The organism is Brachybacterium sp. AOP42-C2-15 (assembly GCF_052377065.1).
Classification (GTDB): Bacteria; Actinomycetota; Actinomycetes; order Actinomycetales; family Dermabacteraceae; genus Brachybacterium.
Map to the genome: position 1 here is coordinate 1 of NZ_JBQSWK010000011.1, position 18,328 is coordinate 18,328.

The 18,328-nt window shown below is 70.6% G+C and carries 19 protein-coding genes; 17 read left to right on the forward strand and 2 right to left on the reverse strand.

The window, feature by feature from the left end; all coding sequences use genetic code 11:
• Positions 1–138: 138 nt before the first annotated feature.
• Both ACT3SQ_RS07760 and ACT3SQ_RS07765 read right to left on the reverse strand, forming a co-directional pair.
• Entirely contained in the window at positions 139–1,284 is a 1,146-nt protein-coding gene (locus tag ACT3SQ_RS07760) for a 50S ribosomal protein L11 methyltransferase (RefSeq protein ID WP_441446334.1), read from the reverse strand.
• A gap of 155 nt (positions 1,285–1,439) precedes the next feature.
• Complete coding sequence (locus ACT3SQ_RS07765; RefSeq protein ID WP_441446335.1) at positions 1,440–1,970, reverse strand: MarR family winged helix-turn-helix transcriptional regulator; 531 nt, start codon at positions 1,968–1,970, stop codon at positions 1,440–1,442.
• A 52-nt stretch (positions 1,971–2,022) separates the two neighbouring features.
• Here ACT3SQ_RS07765 and idi point away from each other — a divergent pair, with 52 nt between their 5' ends.
• The 17 genes from idi (at position 2,023) to ACT3SQ_RS07850 (ending at position 18,264) form a co-directional block, all read left to right on the forward strand.
• Positions 2,023–2,622 carry an isopentenyl-diphosphate Delta-isomerase gene (gene idi, locus ACT3SQ_RS07770; RefSeq protein ID WP_442332169.1) on the forward strand — a complete coding sequence of 200 codons (600 nt, stop codon included), beginning with the start codon at positions 2,023–2,025 and terminating at the stop codon, positions 2,620–2,622.
• A complete protein-coding gene (locus ACT3SQ_RS07775; protein WP_442332168.1) occupies positions 2,619–3,755 on the forward strand; it encodes a polyprenyl synthetase family protein in 1,137 nt (378 codons plus the stop codon). Before idi ends, ACT3SQ_RS07775 begins: the two co-directional genes overlap by 4 nt.
• Positions 3,752–5,302: an SDR family oxidoreductase gene (locus ACT3SQ_RS07780; protein ID WP_444601027.1), complete on the forward strand. Its 1,551-nt coding sequence runs from the start codon at positions 3,752–3,754 to the stop codon at positions 5,300–5,302. Before ACT3SQ_RS07775 ends, ACT3SQ_RS07780 begins: the two co-directional genes overlap by 4 nt.
• Positions 5,299–6,099 carry a tryptophan-rich sensory protein gene (locus ACT3SQ_RS07785; RefSeq protein ID WP_442332166.1) on the forward strand — a complete coding sequence of 267 codons (801 nt, stop codon included), beginning with the start codon at positions 5,299–5,301 and terminating at the stop codon, positions 6,097–6,099. Before ACT3SQ_RS07780 ends, ACT3SQ_RS07785 begins: the two co-directional genes overlap by 4 nt.
• The gene (locus tag ACT3SQ_RS07790; RefSeq protein WP_345081829.1) at positions 6,096–6,962 is read left to right on the forward strand and encodes a phytoene/squalene synthase family protein; all 867 of its coding nucleotides are present in this window, start codon (positions 6,096–6,098) and stop codon (positions 6,960–6,962) included. Before ACT3SQ_RS07785 ends, ACT3SQ_RS07790 begins: the two co-directional genes overlap by 4 nt.
• Positions 6,959–8,614 (forward strand): phytoene desaturase family protein, encoded by a 1,656-nt coding sequence (gene crtI, locus ACT3SQ_RS07795; RefSeq protein ID WP_444599100.1) that lies wholly within the window; start codon positions 6,959–6,961, stop codon positions 8,612–8,614. Before ACT3SQ_RS07790 ends, crtI begins: the two co-directional genes overlap by 4 nt.
• Positions 8,611–9,045, forward strand: coding sequence for a lycopene cyclase domain-containing protein (locus tag ACT3SQ_RS07800; RefSeq protein ID WP_442332164.1), 435 nt, complete (start codon positions 8,611–8,613; stop codon positions 9,043–9,045). Before crtI ends, ACT3SQ_RS07800 begins: the two co-directional genes overlap by 4 nt.
• Positions 9,042–9,350 (forward strand): lycopene cyclase domain-containing protein, encoded by a 309-nt coding sequence (locus ACT3SQ_RS07805; RefSeq protein WP_442332163.1) that lies wholly within the window; start codon positions 9,042–9,044, stop codon positions 9,348–9,350. Before ACT3SQ_RS07800 ends, ACT3SQ_RS07805 begins: the two co-directional genes overlap by 4 nt.
• Positions 9,347–10,231 carry a prenyltransferase gene (locus ACT3SQ_RS07810; RefSeq protein WP_442332162.1) on the forward strand — a complete coding sequence of 295 codons (885 nt, stop codon included), beginning with the start codon at positions 9,347–9,349 and terminating at the stop codon, positions 10,229–10,231. The genes ACT3SQ_RS07805 and ACT3SQ_RS07810 overlap by 4 nt, the downstream gene beginning before the upstream one ends.
• Positions 10,232–10,318: 87 nt before the next feature.
• Positions 10,319–11,080: an SDR family NAD(P)-dependent oxidoreductase gene (locus ACT3SQ_RS07815; protein WP_442332161.1), complete on the forward strand. Its 762-nt coding sequence runs from the start codon at positions 10,319–10,321 to the stop codon at positions 11,078–11,080.
• 171 nt (positions 11,081–11,251) lie between these two features.
• Positions 11,252–12,277, forward strand: a complete 1,026-nt coding sequence (locus tag ACT3SQ_RS07820; protein ID WP_444599101.1) for a LacI family DNA-binding transcriptional regulator — start codon at positions 11,252–11,254, stop codon at positions 12,275–12,277.
• Between the two features lie 246 nt (positions 12,278–12,523).
• Complete coding sequence (locus ACT3SQ_RS07825) at positions 12,524–13,834, forward strand: ABC transporter substrate-binding protein (protein WP_442332159.1); 1,311 nt, start codon at positions 12,524–12,526, stop codon at positions 13,832–13,834.
• A 74-nt stretch (positions 13,835–13,908) separates the two neighbouring features.
• The gene (locus ACT3SQ_RS07830) at positions 13,909–14,886 is read left to right on the forward strand and encodes a carbohydrate ABC transporter permease (protein WP_444601028.1); all 978 of its coding nucleotides are present in this window, start codon (positions 13,909–13,911) and stop codon (positions 14,884–14,886) included.
• On the forward strand, positions 14,879–15,718 hold the full coding sequence (locus ACT3SQ_RS07835; RefSeq protein ID WP_345081801.1) for a carbohydrate ABC transporter permease: 840 nt from the start codon (positions 14,879–14,881) through the stop codon (positions 15,716–15,718). Before ACT3SQ_RS07830 ends, ACT3SQ_RS07835 begins: the two co-directional genes overlap by 8 nt.
• A 57-nt stretch (positions 15,719–15,775) precedes the next feature.
• Positions 15,776–16,510, forward strand: coding sequence for a sugar phosphate isomerase/epimerase family protein (locus ACT3SQ_RS07840; protein WP_441446297.1), 735 nt, complete (start codon positions 15,776–15,778; stop codon positions 16,508–16,510).
• 88 nt (positions 16,511–16,598) lie between these two features.
• Entirely contained in the window at positions 16,599–17,735 is a 1,137-nt protein-coding gene (locus ACT3SQ_RS07845; RefSeq protein ID WP_441446298.1) for a Gfo/Idh/MocA family protein, read from the forward strand.
• Positions 17,736–17,811: 76 nt separating this feature from the next.
• Positions 17,812–18,264, forward strand: coding sequence for an ArsR/SmtB family transcription factor (locus ACT3SQ_RS07850; protein WP_441446299.1), 453 nt, complete (start codon positions 17,812–17,814; stop codon positions 18,262–18,264).
• The last annotated feature ends 64 nt before the right edge of the window (positions 18,265–18,328 follow it).

Here is an 18,328-nt window from a genome sequence, read left to right on the forward strand (position 1 = left end):
ACGCACCCCCGTCAAGCCAGAACGACCATTTCCGAAGTGGCCTCGACCACACCGACTTTCTGCGCATCTGTCGAGGTCAGCGCCTGGCTACTTGACGGTAGGTTTCCGGCCCGCCTGAGCGCCCTCAGGCTTCCCGCCTCAGCCGGCCACCGGATCTGGGTCGGCCACCGGGCGCAGGCGCCACAGGGTCGTGACCTCCTGAGAGCGGGCGGCGTGCAGCAGATCGTGCGGATCCTGAGAGCGGGGGTGACGAGGAGAGGTGGAGACCTTGCCGATGACCTCCAGGCCGGCCGTGTCGATCAGTCTCAGGAGCTCGTCACGACTGCGCAGCTTCAGGTGCTCGGCGAGGTCGGAGAGGATCAGCCACCCCTCCCCTCCGGGTCGCAGATGGGCGCTGAGGCCGTCGAGCACTCCTCGGAGCATGCTCGAGTCCTCGTCATAGATCCCCAGCTCGAGGGCCGAGGTCGCCGTCCCGGGGAGCCAGGGCGGATTGCAGACCACCAGGTCCGCCTGCCCGGGCGGGAACAGGTTCGCTTCGAGCACCTCGACGCGGTCCTCGAGGCCCAGGCGCTGGATGTTCTCCCGGGCGTTGTCGACTGCGCGGGGATTGATGTCGGTGGCGACCACACGTGCCGCACCCCGTCGCGCGAGCACTGCTGCCAGCACGCCGGTTCCTGTGCCGAGGTCGAAGGCTTCTGCCCCTCCCTCGACCTCGGGCATGGGTGCCTGCGCCACGAGGTCCACGTACTCCGAGCGCACCGGGGAGAACACGCTGTGGCGGGGATGGATCTGGGCCTCGAGGGCTGAGATCGGCACGCCCTTCTCCTGCCACTGGCGGGCGCTGAGCACTCCGAGCAGCTCCGAGAGGGAGATGAGCATCGGTTCTGTGAGCTCTCCGTATGCCTGCTGGCAGGCCGCGGCGACGTCCGGGGCTCGGCGCAGAGCGAGGCGGTGCCCCGGCTCGAGCATCACCACCACCCCGCCCAGCAGCCTGGCGCGCTCCGCCCGCGCTGCTCGGTGCGCCTGGAACAGTCGTGCGACGTCGAGGTTCTTGGGCAGCGCGCGCCGATCTGCCCGGCGCCCGATGGCTGTGAGCAGCTGGCGGGCGTTGTGGTAGTCACCGCGCCAGAGCAGGCCGGCGCCGGCGCGGATGCTGCGCAGGGCGGCGTTCGCGGTGACAGTGTCGTCGACGATCTCGAGCCGTTCGGGCGGCGGAGCGCCGTTCTCGGAATGCCATCGTGCGGTGCGCGGTGTGCTGTTCTCGGTCCAGCTGATCGTGGACATCGGATGCTCCCTGGACGTCGACGTCACGAGGAACCGGCATCACATCGGTGTCGGAGCACGGGGTGGGTCCTCGCGACGAGGCCCTCTCGTCGGAACCCCAGTATCCCACCTGGCCTCACCGACCCGCCTCGGGTGCCGCCGCAGAGCTCGGACCCTCAGGTCCCGCGCTGCGTCAGCTCCGGCGGTGCCGCTTCGGCGTCGAGCTGCTCCGCCATCGCCTGCAGGAATGCGATGGCGGCCGCCCTCGCCGGGGCCGGCACCTGCTGTGCGATCTCGAGCATCCGCTCGTGCATGTGCCCCAGGCGCTCCCGCACCTGGGAGTGGGCATGGTCCGTCGCGATCACGATCCTCGACCGGCCATCCTCGGGGTGGGGCACGCGCCGCAGGTGACCCGAAGCGGTCAGCCGGTCGATCAGCTTCGAGGTGGACGGGCCGGAGATGCGCAGGTTCGCCGCCAGTCGCAGGGGTGTCACCGGTTCTGCCGAGAGCTCATTGGCGATCACGAATCTCAGGGCAGCGAGATCGGTGGTGTTCATGTCCATTCCCTCGCTCATCCGACGGCGCAGCTCCTGATCCGCCACACGGAAGGCGCGCAAGGCACTGAGGAGGGCGACGGGGGAGTCATTCCCGTCGTACCAGTAGCGGTTGCTCCGCCCCTCGTCGGGGTTCCTTGGCGTGTCGGTCATACGTGGATGCTACAGTGAAATTAGATAGCCCGGCTAACTAGAGGATGCAGGCATGGTGAGCGCACGACAGAGCACCCACCCAGGCACCACCGCACAGGATCAGGCGACCGCAGAGGACCACGTGATCCTCATGGAGGAGGACGGAACTCCTCGAGGGCTGGCTCCGCGCGCCACGGTCCACTCCACCGCCACTCCCCTGCACCTGGCCTTCTCCTGCTATGTGGTGCGGCCCGACGGACGGGTCCTGCTCACCCGGCGCGCACTGACCAAGCGCACCTGGCCGGGGGTATGGACGAACTCCTTCTGCGGCCACCCCCGCCAGGGCGAAACCTTCGCCGAGGCGATCGCGCGGCATGCCATGCACGAGCTGGGCATGGAGGTCGGCCCTCCCCGGGAGGTCCTGCCCGACTTCCGCTACCGGGCCGTGGACGCCTCCGGCATCGTCGAGAACGAGATCTGCCCGGTCTTCGTCGCTGCAGCCGGGAGCGAGCCGGTGCCCCATCCCGCGGAGGTGATGGATCTGCGATGGGTCGACCCCGCGGAGCTCGCCGCTCTCGTGGAGCTGTCGCCGTGGACCCTCAGCCCGTGGACGACAGCCCAGGTCCCGCAGCTCCGCGAGGTCCTGGAGCGCATCCCCGCGAGCACCTCATGAGCACGGTGCACCACCGGGCCGTCGAGCAGGAGATCCAGCGACAGCTGCGCCTCGGAGCGACCAGGCCCGGCACTCTGCCGCTGCCCGACCACGATGACCTGTGGGCAGCCTTCTCCCGCGCCACAGGCGGCGGCAAGCGATTTCGGCCGAACCTGCTGCTCGCCACCCACGAGGCGCTCGGCGGATCCCGCGGGCCTGCTGCGGTCCAAGCCGCCGCCGCCCTCGAGCTGATGCATACCGCCTTCGTGGTCCAGGACGACGTGATCGATGGCGACCAGGTGCGCCGCGGGGCACCCAGCCTTCCGGGCGGGATCGCGGCCGACGCCCGACACCGGGGAGCCGGTGCGAGCGAGGCGCAGCGGCTCGGGGAGGCGGCCGGCATCCTCGCGGGCGATCTGGGGCTGGTGGCGGCACTGCGCGCCATCGTCAGGTGCGAGGCCCCTGCTCCCGTGGTCGAGCGCCTGCTCGACCTCTTCGAGAGCACCCTGCACGCCACGGCCGCCGGTGAGCTCGCCGACGTGCGCCTCCAGCTGGGCCCGGCAGATGGTCCCGTGGTGCTCCGCGAAGCGCTCGCGGTGGCCGAACTGAAGACCGCCCTGTACTCCTTCCAGCTGCCGCTGCGCGCCGGCGCGATCCTGGCCGATGCCTCCCCCGAGGTGCTCAGCGCACTCGACGAGATCGGGAGCCTGCTCGGCATCGGGTTCCAGTTGTTCGACGACCTGCTCGGCATGTTCGGCGACGAGCGACGCACTGGCAAGAGCGCCCTCGGCGACCTGCGGGAGGGCAAGCGCACGGCGCTGATCGCCCATGCCTCGACCACGGATATCTGGCCGTCACTGGAGCCCTTGCTGGGGCGCGAGGACCTGGGCGAACAGGAGGCGCAGCGCGCCCGGGAGCTGCTGACCGCCGGCGGATCCCGCGCCTGGGTCGAGGACCTCGCCCGGTGGCACGTGAGCAGCGCCGCAGAGGCGGCCGCGCGTCACGACCTGCCGCCCGGCCTCGTCACCTCCCTCGACCTCGCGACCGCGGAGATCCTCCGCGCCGCGGAGCTCACGCTTCCCACGTCCGCCCCTCAGCACGCACCGCCATCGCCCGCTCCCCGCAGACGGGCAGAAGAGGAGCTTCCCGCATGAGCACCCCCGCTCCACATGCTGCCCCGCTGGTCCTGGTCACGGGTGCCAGCGGGTACATCGGCGGCCGCCTGGTCCCCGCACTGCTCGACGCCGGATTTCGCGTGCGCGCGATGGCGCGCCACGCCGACCGACTCCAGGACCGCCCCTGGCGGGACCGGGTCGAGGTGGTGGAGGCCGACGTCCAGGACCCGGCGAGCCTGGAGGCCGCGCTCGACGGAGTCGACGTCGCCTACTACCTGATCCACGCGATGGGCGGCGGCCGCAGCTTCGCCGACCGCGACCGGCAGGGCGCTCGTTCCTTCGCCGACGCCTCCGCACGGGCCGGCGTGGGGCGCATCGTCTACCTCGGCGGCATCCATCCCGACGGCGAGGAACTCTCGACGCACATGGCCTCCCGCAAGGAGGTCGGCGACATCCTGCTCGCCGGCGCAGTCCCCGCGGTGGTGCTGCGAGCGGCAGTGATCCTCGGCTCCGGCAGCGCCTCCTTCGAGATCATGCGCCACCTCGCAGAGCGCCTGCCGGTGATGATCGCCCCGCAGTGGCTGCGCAATCGGATCCAGCCCATCGCCGTGCGCGACGTGCTCCACTATCTCGTCGGCGCGGCCCGGCTCGACGGCGCACCGAATCGCACCTTCGACGTCGGCGGGCCCGACGTGCTGACGTTCGCCGAGCTGCTCCAGGCCTACGCCCGAGCGGCCGGGCTCCCGCAGCGGCGGATCCTCACTGTGCCGGTGCTGACCCCGCGGCTGGCCAGCCACTGGATCGGCCTGGTCACGCCGGTGCCCACCGGCATCGCGCGCCCACTGGTCGAATCGCTCATCCACGAATCGGTCGCCGCCGAGGCGGATCTGCGCGCGCTGATCCCCGCCCCCGAGGGCGGCCTGACCAGTGTGGATCGTGCGATCGAGCTGGCCCTGGCTCGCGTCCGGGAGCTCGACGTCGCCACCGCCTGGCACTCCGCCACACCCGCCGGCGCTCCGTCCTCCCCGCTGCCCGAGGACCCCGAATGGTCCGGCGGCATCGTGCGAGGGGACGAGCGGCAGCGCCCCGTCGACGCCTCCCCCGAGACCCTGTGGGCAGTGCTGGAGGGCATCGGCGGCCGACGGGGCTGGTACTCCTGGCGCCTGGGCTGGATCTCGCGCGGGCTGATGGACCGCCTCGTGGGCGGGCCCGGCCTGCGCCGCGGTCGCCGCCACCCCGACAAGCTGGCCGTCGGCGACGCCCTGGACTGGTGGCGGGTCGAACGCCTCGAACGGGGCCGCCTGCTGCGCCTGCGCGCCGAGATGAGAGTGCCGGGACAGGCGTGGCTCGAGCTCGGCGTCCAGGAGGCCGACGACGGCGGCTCGATCCTCCACCAGCGCGCGATCTACCATCCGCACGGACTGCTCGGCGACCTGTACTGGTGGGCCGTCTGGCCCTTCCACGGGATCGTGTTCGGCGGCATGCAGCGAAATATCGCCCGCGCCGCAGAGGCCGCGCCGCCTGATAGCCGCCGCGCCGTGAATACCGACACCGACACCGACACCGACACCGAGGAGACAGCATGACCCGCCCCCCGCGTCCGCTCGCCCGTCAGCTCGCCGTGACCGTCAGCTTCCTGCTGGCGATGGTCGGCACCGCGATCGGCGTCGGCGCCTTCGGTGGCGACCCGATCGCCGAGGCCGCAGGCGGTCTGCTCGCCGCAGACTCCACCCACCTCGCGCCTGCCGGCTCCGCCTTCACGATCTGGTCCGTGATCTACGTGGGCCTGGGCGCCTACACCCTGTGGCAGTGGTGGGACCGGCGCGATGCGCGCGGCATCGCTCCCGGCGCGATCCTCTCGCTGCTGCTGAACGCGGCGTGGATCCTCACCATCCAGGCCGGCTGGGTGGCGCTCAGCGTGGTCGTCATCGCGCTGCTGCTGGTGGTCCTCGCCGACCTCTTCCGTCGGATCGCGGCCACGCCGCCGGGCGGACTGCCGGAGCGGATCGTCGTGGACGGCACCTTCGGCCTGTACCTCGGCTGGGTGAGCGTGGCGACCTGTGCGAACATCGCTGCAGCGCTCAAGGGCGCCGGATTCCTGGGGTTCGGCGTCCCCTCGCTTCTGGCCGTCGCGGTGCTCGCGGTCGTCGCCGTGATCGGGGTGGGGCTCACTCTCGCCGGCCGGCGGCCGGTCGCGGCACCGCTGGCGATGATCTGGGGCCTGGCGTGGATCGCCGTCGGGCGGGCGACGGACGAGCCCCATGCCCCGGGCGTGGCGATCGCCGCCGCGGCGGTCGCGACCGTGATCGCCCTCGCGGCCGCCGCGCAGTGGCTGCGCCCGCAGCGCGGAGCGTCCGCACTCGCCGGTCGGAGCGAGCGATGAGCCGGCACACCACGGTGGAGATGCCGACCAGCCGCTACGACCTGGTCGCCCAGCGCAGCGCCGGCTGCGTGATCGCCGGGTACTCCACCTCCTTCGGCTGGGCGACCCGGCTGCTGGACGAGCCGGTGCGCACCCACGTGCGCAGCATCTACGCGCTGGTCCGCATCGCCGATGAGACGGTCGACGACCCGGACCCCTCCTTCTCGGTCGCGGAACGGTCCCAGCTGCTGGAGGACCTCGCCGCCGAGACCGCACGCGCGGTGGCCGGCGCCCGCTCCACCAACCTCGTGGTGCAGGCCTTCGCCCTCACGGCCCGGCGCTGCGGCATCGGCCCCGACCTCCTCGACCCCTTCTTCGCGTCCATGCGCGCGGATCTCGCGGTCTCCACGCACGACGAGGCGAGCCTCGCGGAATACGTGCACGGCTCCGCCGAAGTGGTGGGGCTGATGTGCCTGCGGGTGTTCCTGGGCGGGGACGAGGCCGCCTACGCACGGCTCGCCCCGGCGGCGAGCGCACTCGGCGCCGCCTTCCAGAAGGTGAACTTCCTGCGAGACCTCGCCGAGGACCATGATGAGCTGGGGCGCACCTACTTCCCCGGCCTGGAGATCGAGCAGTTCGGCGACGCCGAGCGGGACCGCCTGCTCGACGACATCGACACCGACCTCGCCCATGCCGCCACCGCCATCCCCCATCTGCCCGCCTCGAGCCGTCGCGCGGTGGCCGCCGCCCACGGCTTCTACAGCGCTCTCTCACGCCGGCTGCGCGCCACCCCGGCGCAGCAGATCCGTCGCGCCCGGGTGCGGGTCGCCGACTACGAGAAGGCAGCGATCCTCGCCCGCACCCTGCTCGGGGTGAGCCGATGAGCGCCGCATCCGGGACGCGCCGGACCGCCGTGGTGATCGGCGGCGGCATCTCCGGCCTCGCCACCGCTGCCCTGCTCGCCCGCGATGGCTTCTCGGTGGATCTGGTGGAAGCTCGTGAGCAGCTCGGCGGCCGCGCCGGCAGCTGGGAGCGGGACGGATTCCGCTTCGACACCGGCCCCTCCTGGTATCTGATGCCCGAGGTCTTCGACCACTTCTTCCGCCTGCTGGGGACCTCCGCCGCCGAGCAGCTCGATCTGCAGGGACTGGATCCCGGCTACCGGGTGTTCTTCGAGGGGCATGAGGATCCGCTGGACATCCGCGCCTCCGCCGCGCGCAACGCCGATGCCTTCGAGGAGATCGAACCGGGCGCGGGCCTGCAGCTGGCGAAGCATCTCGACTCGGCCGCCCGCACCTACGACGTGGCCCTCGAACGCTTCCTCTACACCTCGTTCACCTCGCTGCGACCCTTCCTCTCCGCGCGGGTCGCGCTGCAGGCACCGCGTCTGCTGCAGCTGCTCACCGAGCCGCTCGAGCGCTTCGTCGCGCGCAGGTTCCGAGACCCGCGGCTGCGGCAGGTGCTCGGCTACCCGGCGGTGTTCCTGGGGTCCTCCCCGGACCGCACCCCGAGCATGTACCACCTGATGAGCGCCCTGGACCTCACCGGCGGGGTCAAGTACCCGCAGGGCGGGTTCACCCATCTGATCGGCGCGATCACCGACCTCGCTGCCCGTGAAGGCGTGCGGATGCACACCTCGACCCGCGCCACCCGGATCCTCACCACCGCTGATGCTGCGCGGCTCGGTGGTCGGCGCCGACCGCGGGCGAGCGGCGTCCAGGTGCAGGGGCCCGATGGGAGAACCCGCACGCTGCCCGCCGACGTGGTGGTCGCCACCGCCGACCTGCACCGGGTGGAGACCACCCTGCTGCCGCGGGACCTGCAGACCTTCCCCGACTCCTGGTGGCGGCGACGCACCCCCGGGCCCGGGGCGGTGCTGGTGATGCTCGGGGTGGAGGGCGCGCTGCCGCAGCTGGCGCACCACACCCTGCTGTTCACCCGCGACTGGCATGAGAACTTCAGCGCCCTGCGCGAGGGGCGTGTGCCCTCCCCCGCCTCGACCTATGTATGCCGCCCCTCGGCCACCGATCCGTCGGTCGCCCCTGCCGGGCACGAGAACCTCTTCGTGCTGGTGCCCGTTCCCGCTGATCCCGGGCTCGGGCGCGGCGGGCTGGACGGCGCCGGCAGCGTGGCGGTGGAGCGGGTGGCCGACGAGGCCATCACGATGCTCGCCGAGCAGGCCGGGATCCCGGATCTGGCCTCCCGGATTGTGGTGCGCCGCACCGTGGGCCCCGCCGAATTCTCCGAGGATCTCGGCGCCTGGCAGGGCAGCATGCTCGGCCCCGCGCACACGCTGCGCCAGAGCGCCTTCTTCCGCGCCGGCAACGCCTCGAAGAAGGTCGACTCGCTGCTCTACGCCGGATCCAGCACGATCCCGGGCATCGGGCTGCCGATGTGCCTGATCAGCGCGGAGCTGGTCGCCAAGCGACTGCGCGGCGACCGCTCCGCCTCCCCGCTGCCCGAGCCCGAGTCCGAGTCCAAATCCAAGCCAGAGTCCGAGCCCGAGCCCGAGCCCGCCGAGGAAGTCATCGCATGACCTCATCGGTGTACCTGATCGGCCTGCTGGTCCCGTCGCTCTGCATGGGGCTGCTGGACCGACGCTTCGGGCTGGCACTCTGGCGCGCGCCGCGCCGCACCCTCCTGGTGCTCGCCCTGGGCATCGGATACTTCCTGCTGTGGGACCTCGCCGCGATTGCGGCCGGACACTACGGGATGGGGCAGAGCGCGCTGATGACCGGGATCATGCTCGCCCCCGAGCTGCCGCTCGAGGAGCTCGTGTTCATCACCTTCCTGTGCTACTTCACCCTGGTGACGTGGGGACTCCTGGCGAGGCTGGGCCGGCGCCTCAGCGACCCCGCCCGGCGCACGGCCCTGTCGGCCCTGTCGGCCCCGCCGGCCCCGCCGGCCCCGCCGGCCCCATCGGCCCTTTCGGCCCCGCCAGCCCCGACCCTCGAGGAGGAGCGATGAGCTACGCAGCCCTCGCCGGCCTGTTCCTGATCGGCCCCATGCTGGCCACCGCCCTGGCAGTGGTGCTCCGCCGCCCCGGCTGCCGCTGGTGGCTGCTCACGGGCGCCACCATCGCTGTGCTCCTGGTGATGACCGTGCTGTTCGATTCGCTGATGATCGCGGTCGATCTGTTCCGCTTCGAGGAGTCGCTGCTGCTGGGCCCGCGGATAGGGCTGGCCCCGGTGGAGGACCTCGCCTGGCCCCTCGCGGCCGGGCTGCTGCTGCCCTCGCTATGGCTGCTGCTGACCCCGGAGCGTGAACGATGAGCGGCGCGCCCGCCGGCATCCGGGCGGCGACGCAGCTGCTCGCCTCTTCGCGCCCGCTGAGCTGGATCAACACCGCCTACCCCTTCGCCGCCGCGTACCTGCTGGCCGGAGGGAGGGTGGATGCGCCGCTGGTGATCGGCACGCTGTTCTTCCTGGTGCCCTACAACCTGCTGATGTACGGCGTGAACGATGTGTTCGACCACGAATCCGACCTCCGCAACCCCCGCAAGGGCGGCGTCGAGGGCATCGTCCTGGACCAGCGCTGGCATGCGGTGACGCTGTGGTCGGCAGGGCTGCTCGCGCTGCCGTTCGTGGTGGCGCTGCTGGCCTGGGGCGGGCTGACCTCCGCGGTGGTGCTGGTGATCGTGCTGGTCGCGGTGGTCGGCTATTCCGCACCGGGGCTGCGGCTGAAGGAGCGGCCGGTGCTGGACTCGATCACCTCCTCCACCCATTTCATGGGTCCCGCAGCGTTCGGACTGGCCCTGACCGGGGCACCGGTGGGAGTGACCGCGGCGGCGAGCCTCGCAGCATTCTTCTTGTGGGGCATGGCCTCCCATGCCTTCGGCGCGGTCCAGGACGTCCAGCCCGATCGGGCCGCGGGCATCGGCTCGATCGCGACCGTGATCGGGGCTGCGGCGACGGTGCGGGTCTCGATCGGGCTGTACGGCGCCGCCGGCCTGGTCATGCTGCTGGCCGGCTGGCCGGCAATGCTCGCGGGGCTGCTCGTGCTCCCCTATCTCCTCAGCACCTGGCCCTTCCGCTCGCTGCCGGACGAGCACGCAGTGCTGGCCAATCGGGGCTGGCGCCGGTTCCTGTGGCTGAACCTGATCACCGGGTTCCTGCTCACCCAGCTGCTGATCTGGCTCGCGCTCACCCGCTGACCGGGATCCGCCCTACCGTGGCAATGCCCGATGATGGCACCGTGCCCCGCCGCTGCCGGGCACCGCCGCCAGGACAGGAGCCACACGATGAGATGCGCATTGGTCACGGGAGCCTCCCGCGGGATCGGCCGTGCCACCGCGATCGCGCTGAGCGAGCGAGGGGAGCGAGTGGCCGTGCACTACGGCACGAATCGGGATGCTGCAGAGGAGACCCTCACCCTGCTCCACGGGAGGGGCCATGTGCTGGTGGGCGGGGATCTCTCCGATCCGGCGAGCGCGCAGCGGGTCGTCCAAGAGGCGCAGGACGGGCTGGGACAGATCGACATCCTGGTCAACAACGCCGGCATCGCCCCCGGCGAGAGCACCGACCACCCAGTGGCCGACGTCGACTACGCCACCTGGCAGCAGCGCTTTACGCGGATGCTCGACGTCGATCTCACCGCGCCCGCGAACCTGTCCTACCTGGTCGCCCGGTCGCTGATCGCCCGCGAGGCACCCGGAGTGATCGTGAACGTCGGCTCGCGGGGTGCCTTCCGCGGAGAGCCGGACGCCCCCGCCTACGCCGCAGCGAAGGCCGGGCTGCACGCCCTGGGCCAGTCGCTGGCCCTCGCACTGGCGCCGCAGGGCATCGCGGTCGCCTCGGTGGCGCCAGGGTTCATCGCCACCGAACGCCAGCACGCGAAGCTCGAGGGCCCAGCCGGGGAGGCGCTGCGGGCCCAGAGCCCGTTCGGACGGGTGGGGACGGCCGAGGAGGTCGCCGCCGCGATCCTCTACCTCACCTCCCCCGCCGCGCAGTGGGCCTCGGGCACGATCCTGGACCTCAACGGCGCCTCGCACCTGCGCACCTGAGTTCTGCCCACTGACCGTGCAGACCGGCCTTGCTGACTGACCGTGCTGACAGGAGGTGCAGACCTGGGATCTATCATGTGCGAATCCAGCGTCCCCGCCACCCGAGGCACCCTCCGCGCTGGCGATCCCCTCCGGCCCGGCCCGCACGCCGTCAGAACTGGAAGCATCCCTATGCCGCGGAAGTCCACTCGCCCGACAGTCGCCACCATCGCCGGTGACCTCGGCATCTCTGCCGCCACAGTGAGTTACGCGCTCAATGACAAGCCGGGAGTCAGCGCCGCATTGCGCGAGCGGGTCCTCGAGCACGCCCGCACCGTCGGCTGGACCCCGCACTCCGGCGCTCAGGCGCTGCGCCGCGGGCGCAGCGGAAACATCGGACTGGTGCTGGTCAGGGATCCCGAGGAAGTCTCCCGCGAACCGTTCTACTCCTCGGTCACCGCAGGCATCGAATCTGCGACGTCCGCCCATGGCTATGAGCTGATGGTCCGCTTCGTGACAGGCGGCGGCAGCCAGGAGGCCGAGGTGTTCCGCACCTGGGCACGCCAACGCCGAGTCGACGGGGTGGTGCTGCTCGACCTCGCCCAGGACGACCCTCGCCCGGCGCTGCTGGAATCCCTGAACCTCGCATTCGGCCTGCTCGGCCACTATCAGGGCCCCGAGAATTTCGTGAGGGTGGAATCTGCCGAGTGGCCGGACGCCCGCACGGTGATCGATCATCTCCTCGAGCGCGGTTACGACGGCTGCATCCAGCTCACGGGTCCGGCCGGCTACGCCCACGAGGAGCGCCGTCGCACCCGGATCCAGGAGCTGTGCGCCGAGCACGGGCTTCCCCACAGCTGGGCCTCCGGTCGCTACACGATCGACGGCGGGCGCTCCGCCTTCGCGCAGGCGGATTGCGCCGTGAGCGCCCGGCCGGCGATCATCGCCTCGAGCGACCTGCTCGCGATCGGCGCGCTGCGCAGCGCCCAGGAGGCCGGCATCGACGTGCCCCGCCAGCTGGGACTGATCAGCTGGGACGACTCGCTGATCGCTGAGGTGACCTCGCCTGCGATCACCGCCCTCTCCCGGCGCCCCTTCGAGATGGGGCACAGCGTCGGAGACCTGCTGGTGCGCCAGATCGAAGGCCAGGACGACATCGAGAAGGTGCTGGAGGTCGCTGAGGCGACGCTGATTCCCCGCGCCTCCACCGGCAGCTGAGTCCCGGCCCAGAGCCCCGCTCTGCTGTCGCCCCCGGCGGACACCAGCCTGCCGTCACCACCCGTCGGCACCACCCTGTTGACACACGATGCGTCTCGTGGCGATACTGACCGAATCGATTAAGTACTGAATCGATTCGGCAGCCACTCCGGCCACCGATCCAGCGAGCGACCTGCCGGCGATCCAGCGGGCGGTCCGCAACCCATCCGACCCGTCACAGCCGACGGTGCACCAAGGAGAACTCCGATGCGACGACGCACACTTCTGTCCGCAGCCCCGCTCGCCGCCGTGACCGCCGCGGGCCTCGCCGCCTGCGGCTCCGGCTCCGGCTCGGGCGGCTCGAACGACAGCCCGGACAAGCTCACCTACTGGGCCTCCAACCAGGGCACCAGCCTCGAGAACGACAAGGAGGTGCTCACCCCCGTCCTGGAGAAGTTCACCGAGGAGACCGGCATCGAGGTGTCCCTCGAGGTGATCGGCTGGGCGGACCTCCAGACCCGCATCCAGACTGCGATCACGTCCGGCCAGGGTCCCGACGTGCTGAACATCGGCAACACCTGGGGAGTCAGCCTCCAAGCCACCGGCGGTCTGCTCGAGCTGGGTGATGCCGAGTTCGAGGCGCTCGGCGGCCGCGACCGCTACGTCCCGGCCGCGCTCGCCACCGGCGGTGCGGTCGACACCGACCCCACCTCGATCCCGCTCTACGGCCTCGCCTACGGCATGTACTACAACGTGAAGATGTTCGAGGATGCCGGCATCGAGCCGCCCACCACCTGGGAGGAGATGGTCGAGGCCGCCAAGGCCCTGACCGATGAGGCCAACGGCGTGTACGGCATGTCCCTCGCCGCGGGCTCGTACACGGAGAACAACCACTTCGCGTTCATCAACGCCACCCAGAACGGCGCCGCCCTGAACACCGCGGACGGCAAGCCCTCCTTCACCGAGGACGGCGTGGTCGACGGCATCATGCGCTACCTGGATCTGATGCAGGAGCACAAGGTCGTCAACCCCTCCAACGCCCAGTTCGACAACGGCACGATGTCCGTCACCGCCTTCGCCAATCTCGAGGCCGCGATGATCATCAACCAGAACAATGCCAACGCGACCATCGAATCCAACGGGATGGCCCCGGAACAGTTCGCCGCGGTCCCCTTCCCCGCCCCGGCCGATGCCCCCAGCGACTGCGCCTCGCACCTGGCCGGCATCAACCTCGCGATCATGCAGGACACCGAGAACGTGGAGGGCGCCCTGAAGTTCCTGAACTTCATGACCTCCACGGAGACGCAGGCCGAGCTGGGCAAGCCCTTCGCCTCCCTGCCCGTGCTCGCAGACGGTGAGCCCACCTTCACCGAGGACACCGAGCAGGCCGCCATGTTCATGGAGATCTACGGCGAGCGCGCCGAGCCGCTGCCGCTGGTGCCGTGGGAGGACCAGTTCGAGACCTCCGTGGGCCAGGCGATGAACAACATGTTCGCCACCATCGCCACCGGCGGCACCGTCAGCCGCGAGGACGTCGTCACCGCCATGCAGACCGCGCAGGACTCGATCCGCATCTGAGGCTCCGAGGGGCCGACGGGGGCACGCTCCCCCGTCGGCCGCCGCGCGCCCGCCACCCCGACGAAGAGAGTCCCATGACCAGCCTGATCGCCCCGAAGGGCACCAAGGCGCCGCCGGAGCGTCCCGACCGGCCCAGCCCCCGACGCCCCCGCCATCACCTGTTCCCGTACCTGATCATCGCGCCCGCGATGCTGCTCGAGCTGCTGATCCACATCGTTCCGATGGCCACCGGGTTCTGGATGAGCTTCATCGAGCTGACCAAGTTCTTCATCCGCCGCTGGACCGAGGCCCCGTTCGCCGGGCTGGAGAACTACCAGATCGCGGTGGATCTGAACACCCCCGTCGGTCAGGAGCTGCTGAACTCCTTCCTGGTCACCCTCGCCTTCACGGCGCTGGTGGTGGGCATCAGCTGGGGACTGGGGATGGCCGCAGCCGTGGCCCTGCAGCGTCCCTTCCGTGGCCGCGGCATCTTCCGCACCCTGTTCCTGATCCCCTACGCCCTGCCGCTCTACGCCGCGGTGATCACCTGGAACTTCATGCTCCAGCGGGACACCGGCGCGGTGAACCATCTGCTGGTGGACCAGCTGGGCCTGATGGACCAGGCCCCGTTCTGGCTGATCGGCGACAACGCCTTCATCTCCGTCGTGGTGGTCGCGATCTGGCGCATGTGGCCCTTCGCGTTCCTCATGTTCATGGCCGGTCTGCAGTCGGTCCCCGGCGAGCTGTACGAGGCCTCCGCGATGGACGGCGCGAGCCCGCTGCGGCAGTGGCGCTCGGTGACTCTGCCGATGCTGGGCCCGGTCAACCAGACCCTGCTGCTGGTGATGTTCCTGTGGGTGTTCAACGACTTCAACACCCCCTATGTGCTGTTCGGCACCGCGCAGCCTCCGGCCGGTGACCTCATCAGCTTCCACATCTACAACGCCTCGTTCCTGTCCTGGGACTTCGGCGTGGCCAGCGCGATGAGCGTGCTGCTGCTGCTGTTCCTGCTGGGGGTGTCGCTGGTGTACCTCTACTTCACCCAGTGGAAGAAGGAGAAGCGCAATGCGTGAGACCGTCGGAGAGAAGATCTTCCGGATCATCGTGCTGATCGGGCTGACCGTGTTCGTCGCGGTGCCGCTGTGGGTCATGGTCACCACCTCGATGAAGCCGCTGGGCGATGTGCAGTCCGGGTTCTCCTGGATCCCCTCCACCATCACCTTCGCACCGTTCGTCGAGATGTGGTCGACGGTGCCGCTGGCCCGCTACTTCATGAACTCGCTGATCGTCACGACGGTCGCCACCGCGTTCAGCGTGGTCGTGGCGACCCTCGCCGCCTACGCCGTCTCCCGCTGGCGGTTCCGCGGCCGGGGCCCGTTCATGACCACGGTGCTGTCCACCCAGATGTTCCCCGGTGTGCTGTTCCTGCTGCCGCTGTACCTGATCTTCGTGAACATCGATGCGACCTTCGGGATCCCGCTGGTGGGCACCCGCATCGGGCTGATCATCACCTACCTGACGTTCTCGCTGCCGTTCGCGATCTGGATGCTGGTGGGCTACTTCGACGGCATCCCGCGGGAGCTGGACCAGGCCGGCAAGGTGGACGGCGCCGGCAACCTCACCATCCTGCTGCGCATCATCCTGCCCGCCGCCCGCCCGGGCATCGTGGCCGTGGCGATCTACGCCTTCATGACCGCCTGGGGAGAAGTGCTGTTCGCCTCCGTGCTGACCACGGAGGACACCCGCACCCTGGCCGTGGGCCTACGGCAGTACGCCACGCAGACCAACGTCTACTGGAACCAGGTTCTCGCCGCCTCGCTCGCGGTGTCGATCCCGGTGGTCGTGGGCTTCCTGATGATGCAGAAGAACTTCGTCGCCGGGCTCACCGCCGGCGCCGTCAAGTAGCCCCGCCTCTCCCCACCATCCATCCCCACCGCTCTTCCCGACCCCGAGAGGATCCCCATGGAGATCTCCGTCCAGATGTACAGCGTGCGCGAGGCCCTCGCGATCGACTTCCCCGGCACCGTCGCCCGCCTGGTCGAGCTCGGCCTCACGCACGCCGAGCCCTACCACCTGCTGGAATACCGCGATGAGCTGGTGCGCGCCCGGGAGCAGTTCCCGATCGACTTCCCCAGCGCCCACCAGTCCTTCCTGGGCGAGGTGGACTTCCCCGAGGTCCTCGAGGCCGCCCAGGCAGTCGGCGTGAAGTACCTGATCGACCCGTTCTGGAACCCTGAGGACTGGACCGACGCCGGCAAGGTGCGGGCGCTCGCCGAGACGCTCAACCGGCGCGCCACCGCTGCGGCCGAAGCAGGGATCCGCGTCGGCTATCACAACCACCATTTCGAGCTCGCCTCCCAGCTCGAGGGCCGCAGCGCCCTGGAGCTCTTCGCCGACGAGCTGGACCCGCAGGTCATCCTCGAGATCGACACCTACTGGGCGGCGGTGGGCGGCGCAGACCTCCCCACCCTGCTGGGCACCCTCGGCGAGCGCGTGCAGCTGGTGCACCTCAAGGACGGCGACCTCTCCGAGGACCCCGCCGCACAGCTGCCGCTGGGCTCCGGGAAGATGCCGCTGGCCCAGACCCTGGACGCCTCCGCACAGGTCGCCTACGGCGTGATCGAGTTCGATGACTTCGCAGGGGACATGTTCGAGGGCATCGCCGACTCGATCGCGCACCTGCGCACCGCCGTCTGACCGGGGCCACCACCCCAGCACTCCTGCGGTCCTGACCGCTCTGCTCATGCACGCCACACGCTTCTCTGCACCACGAAGGAATCCATTCATGACCGTTCAGCACGCCACCGGACCTGTCGGCGTCGGCCTCATCGGCGCCGGCACCATCTCCACCCAGTACCTCGAGCACCTCACCTCCTTCCCAGACGTGATCGTGCACATCATCGGTGATCTGATCCCCGAGGCCGCTGCACAGCGCGCCAAGGAATTCAGCATCCCCGCCTCCGGCACCACGCAGGACGTGCTGAGCCATCCGGAGGTCGAGATCGTCATCAACCTGACGATCCCCACCGCGCATGCGGAGGTCTCCCAGGCGATCGTGGCCGCGGGCAAGCATGTGTGGACCGAGAAGCCGATCACCACGGTTCCGGCCGACGCGAAGGCCCTGCTCGAGGCGGCGGAGCAGGCGGGCGTGCGGGTGGGGGGCGCCCCCGACACCGTGCTCGGTGCCGGCATCCAGACCGGTCTGCGCACTCTGCGCGACGGCTCGATCGGCACCCCGGCCAGCGCCCTGACCCTGTTCCAGTCCCCCGGGCCCGAGTCCTGGCACCCCAACCCCGCCTTCCTGTTCCAGGAGGGTGCCGGGCCGCTCTACGACATCGCCCCGTATTACGCGACCACCCTCGTGCTCGCCCTCGGCCCGGTCACCTCGGTCAGCGCCGTCGGCTCCAAAGCCCGTGAGCAGCGCACCATCGGCTCCGGCCCCAAGGCCGGAGAGGTCTTCGATGTCACCGTCCCCACCCAGGTCGCAGCGCTGCTGAGCTTCGCCTCGGGCCAGAATGCGACCGTGCTGCTGAGCTTCGACTCCCCGCACTCCCGCACCGGGTTCGTCGAGGTGTACGGCACCGAGGCGACCCTCGCCTTCCCCGACCCCAACGTCTTCGACGGCGACTCTGCGCTGACTCAGTACCGCGGCGAGGCGCCGACCCCGATCCCCGCCACCGGTGCCACCACCGGGCGCGGCCTGGGCGTGCTGGAGATGGCCCGCGCGATCCGCGCCGGAGTCCCGCACCGTGCGCAGGGCGAGATCGCCGCGCATGTGCTGGACATCATGGTGGGCATCGAAACCGCCATCGCCGAGGGCTCGATCGTGGAGATCAGCTCGACCTTCGCCGAGGTCGAGCCGATGCCCGCCGACTTCGACCCCTTCGCCGCGACGCTGGCGCGGGTTCCCGCCGACGCCTGAGGCGCCGGGCCCCACCCCGGCGTGCGCAGCGCGCCGGGGTAGGGCGGAGGTCGCGGCGATCGCTTACGTTGGTCCCATGACCTCCGAGCACCCCCTGCACGTCCGGGCCGACGACGTCGCCCCCGTCGATGAGGATCTCGTCGAGGAGCTGCGTGGCCTCCTCGGCGAGGTCAGCGGGTTCGTGCAGCTCGCCGAGAGGTTGGCGCTGCTGTCGGACCCCCGCCGCCTGCAGATCCTGTTCTGCCTGCACGCCCATCCCGGGGTCCGTAGCTCGGACCTCGCTCGGGCGATCCAGGCGCATGATTCGACCACCTCCCATGCGCTCGCGCTGCTGCGGGAGGCGGGCTGGGTGCGGGCGCAGCGCTCCGGGCGCGAGGTGCGCTACGAGCTGGCCGACGATCTCGCCCACGAGATCCTGCACGCCCTGGGCTCCGACCACCTGCCCGGCGTCGACCATGCCCACACCCATCCTCACGGCACTCCGGGTGGTGCACCGGACCACCCGAAGCGGGCTGCCGGGGGCCGCTGAACTGCCCTCAGCAGTCCCGGCGAGCCACCCTCCGCGGCGGGACCGCGCTGGGCTCCCGGTGCGG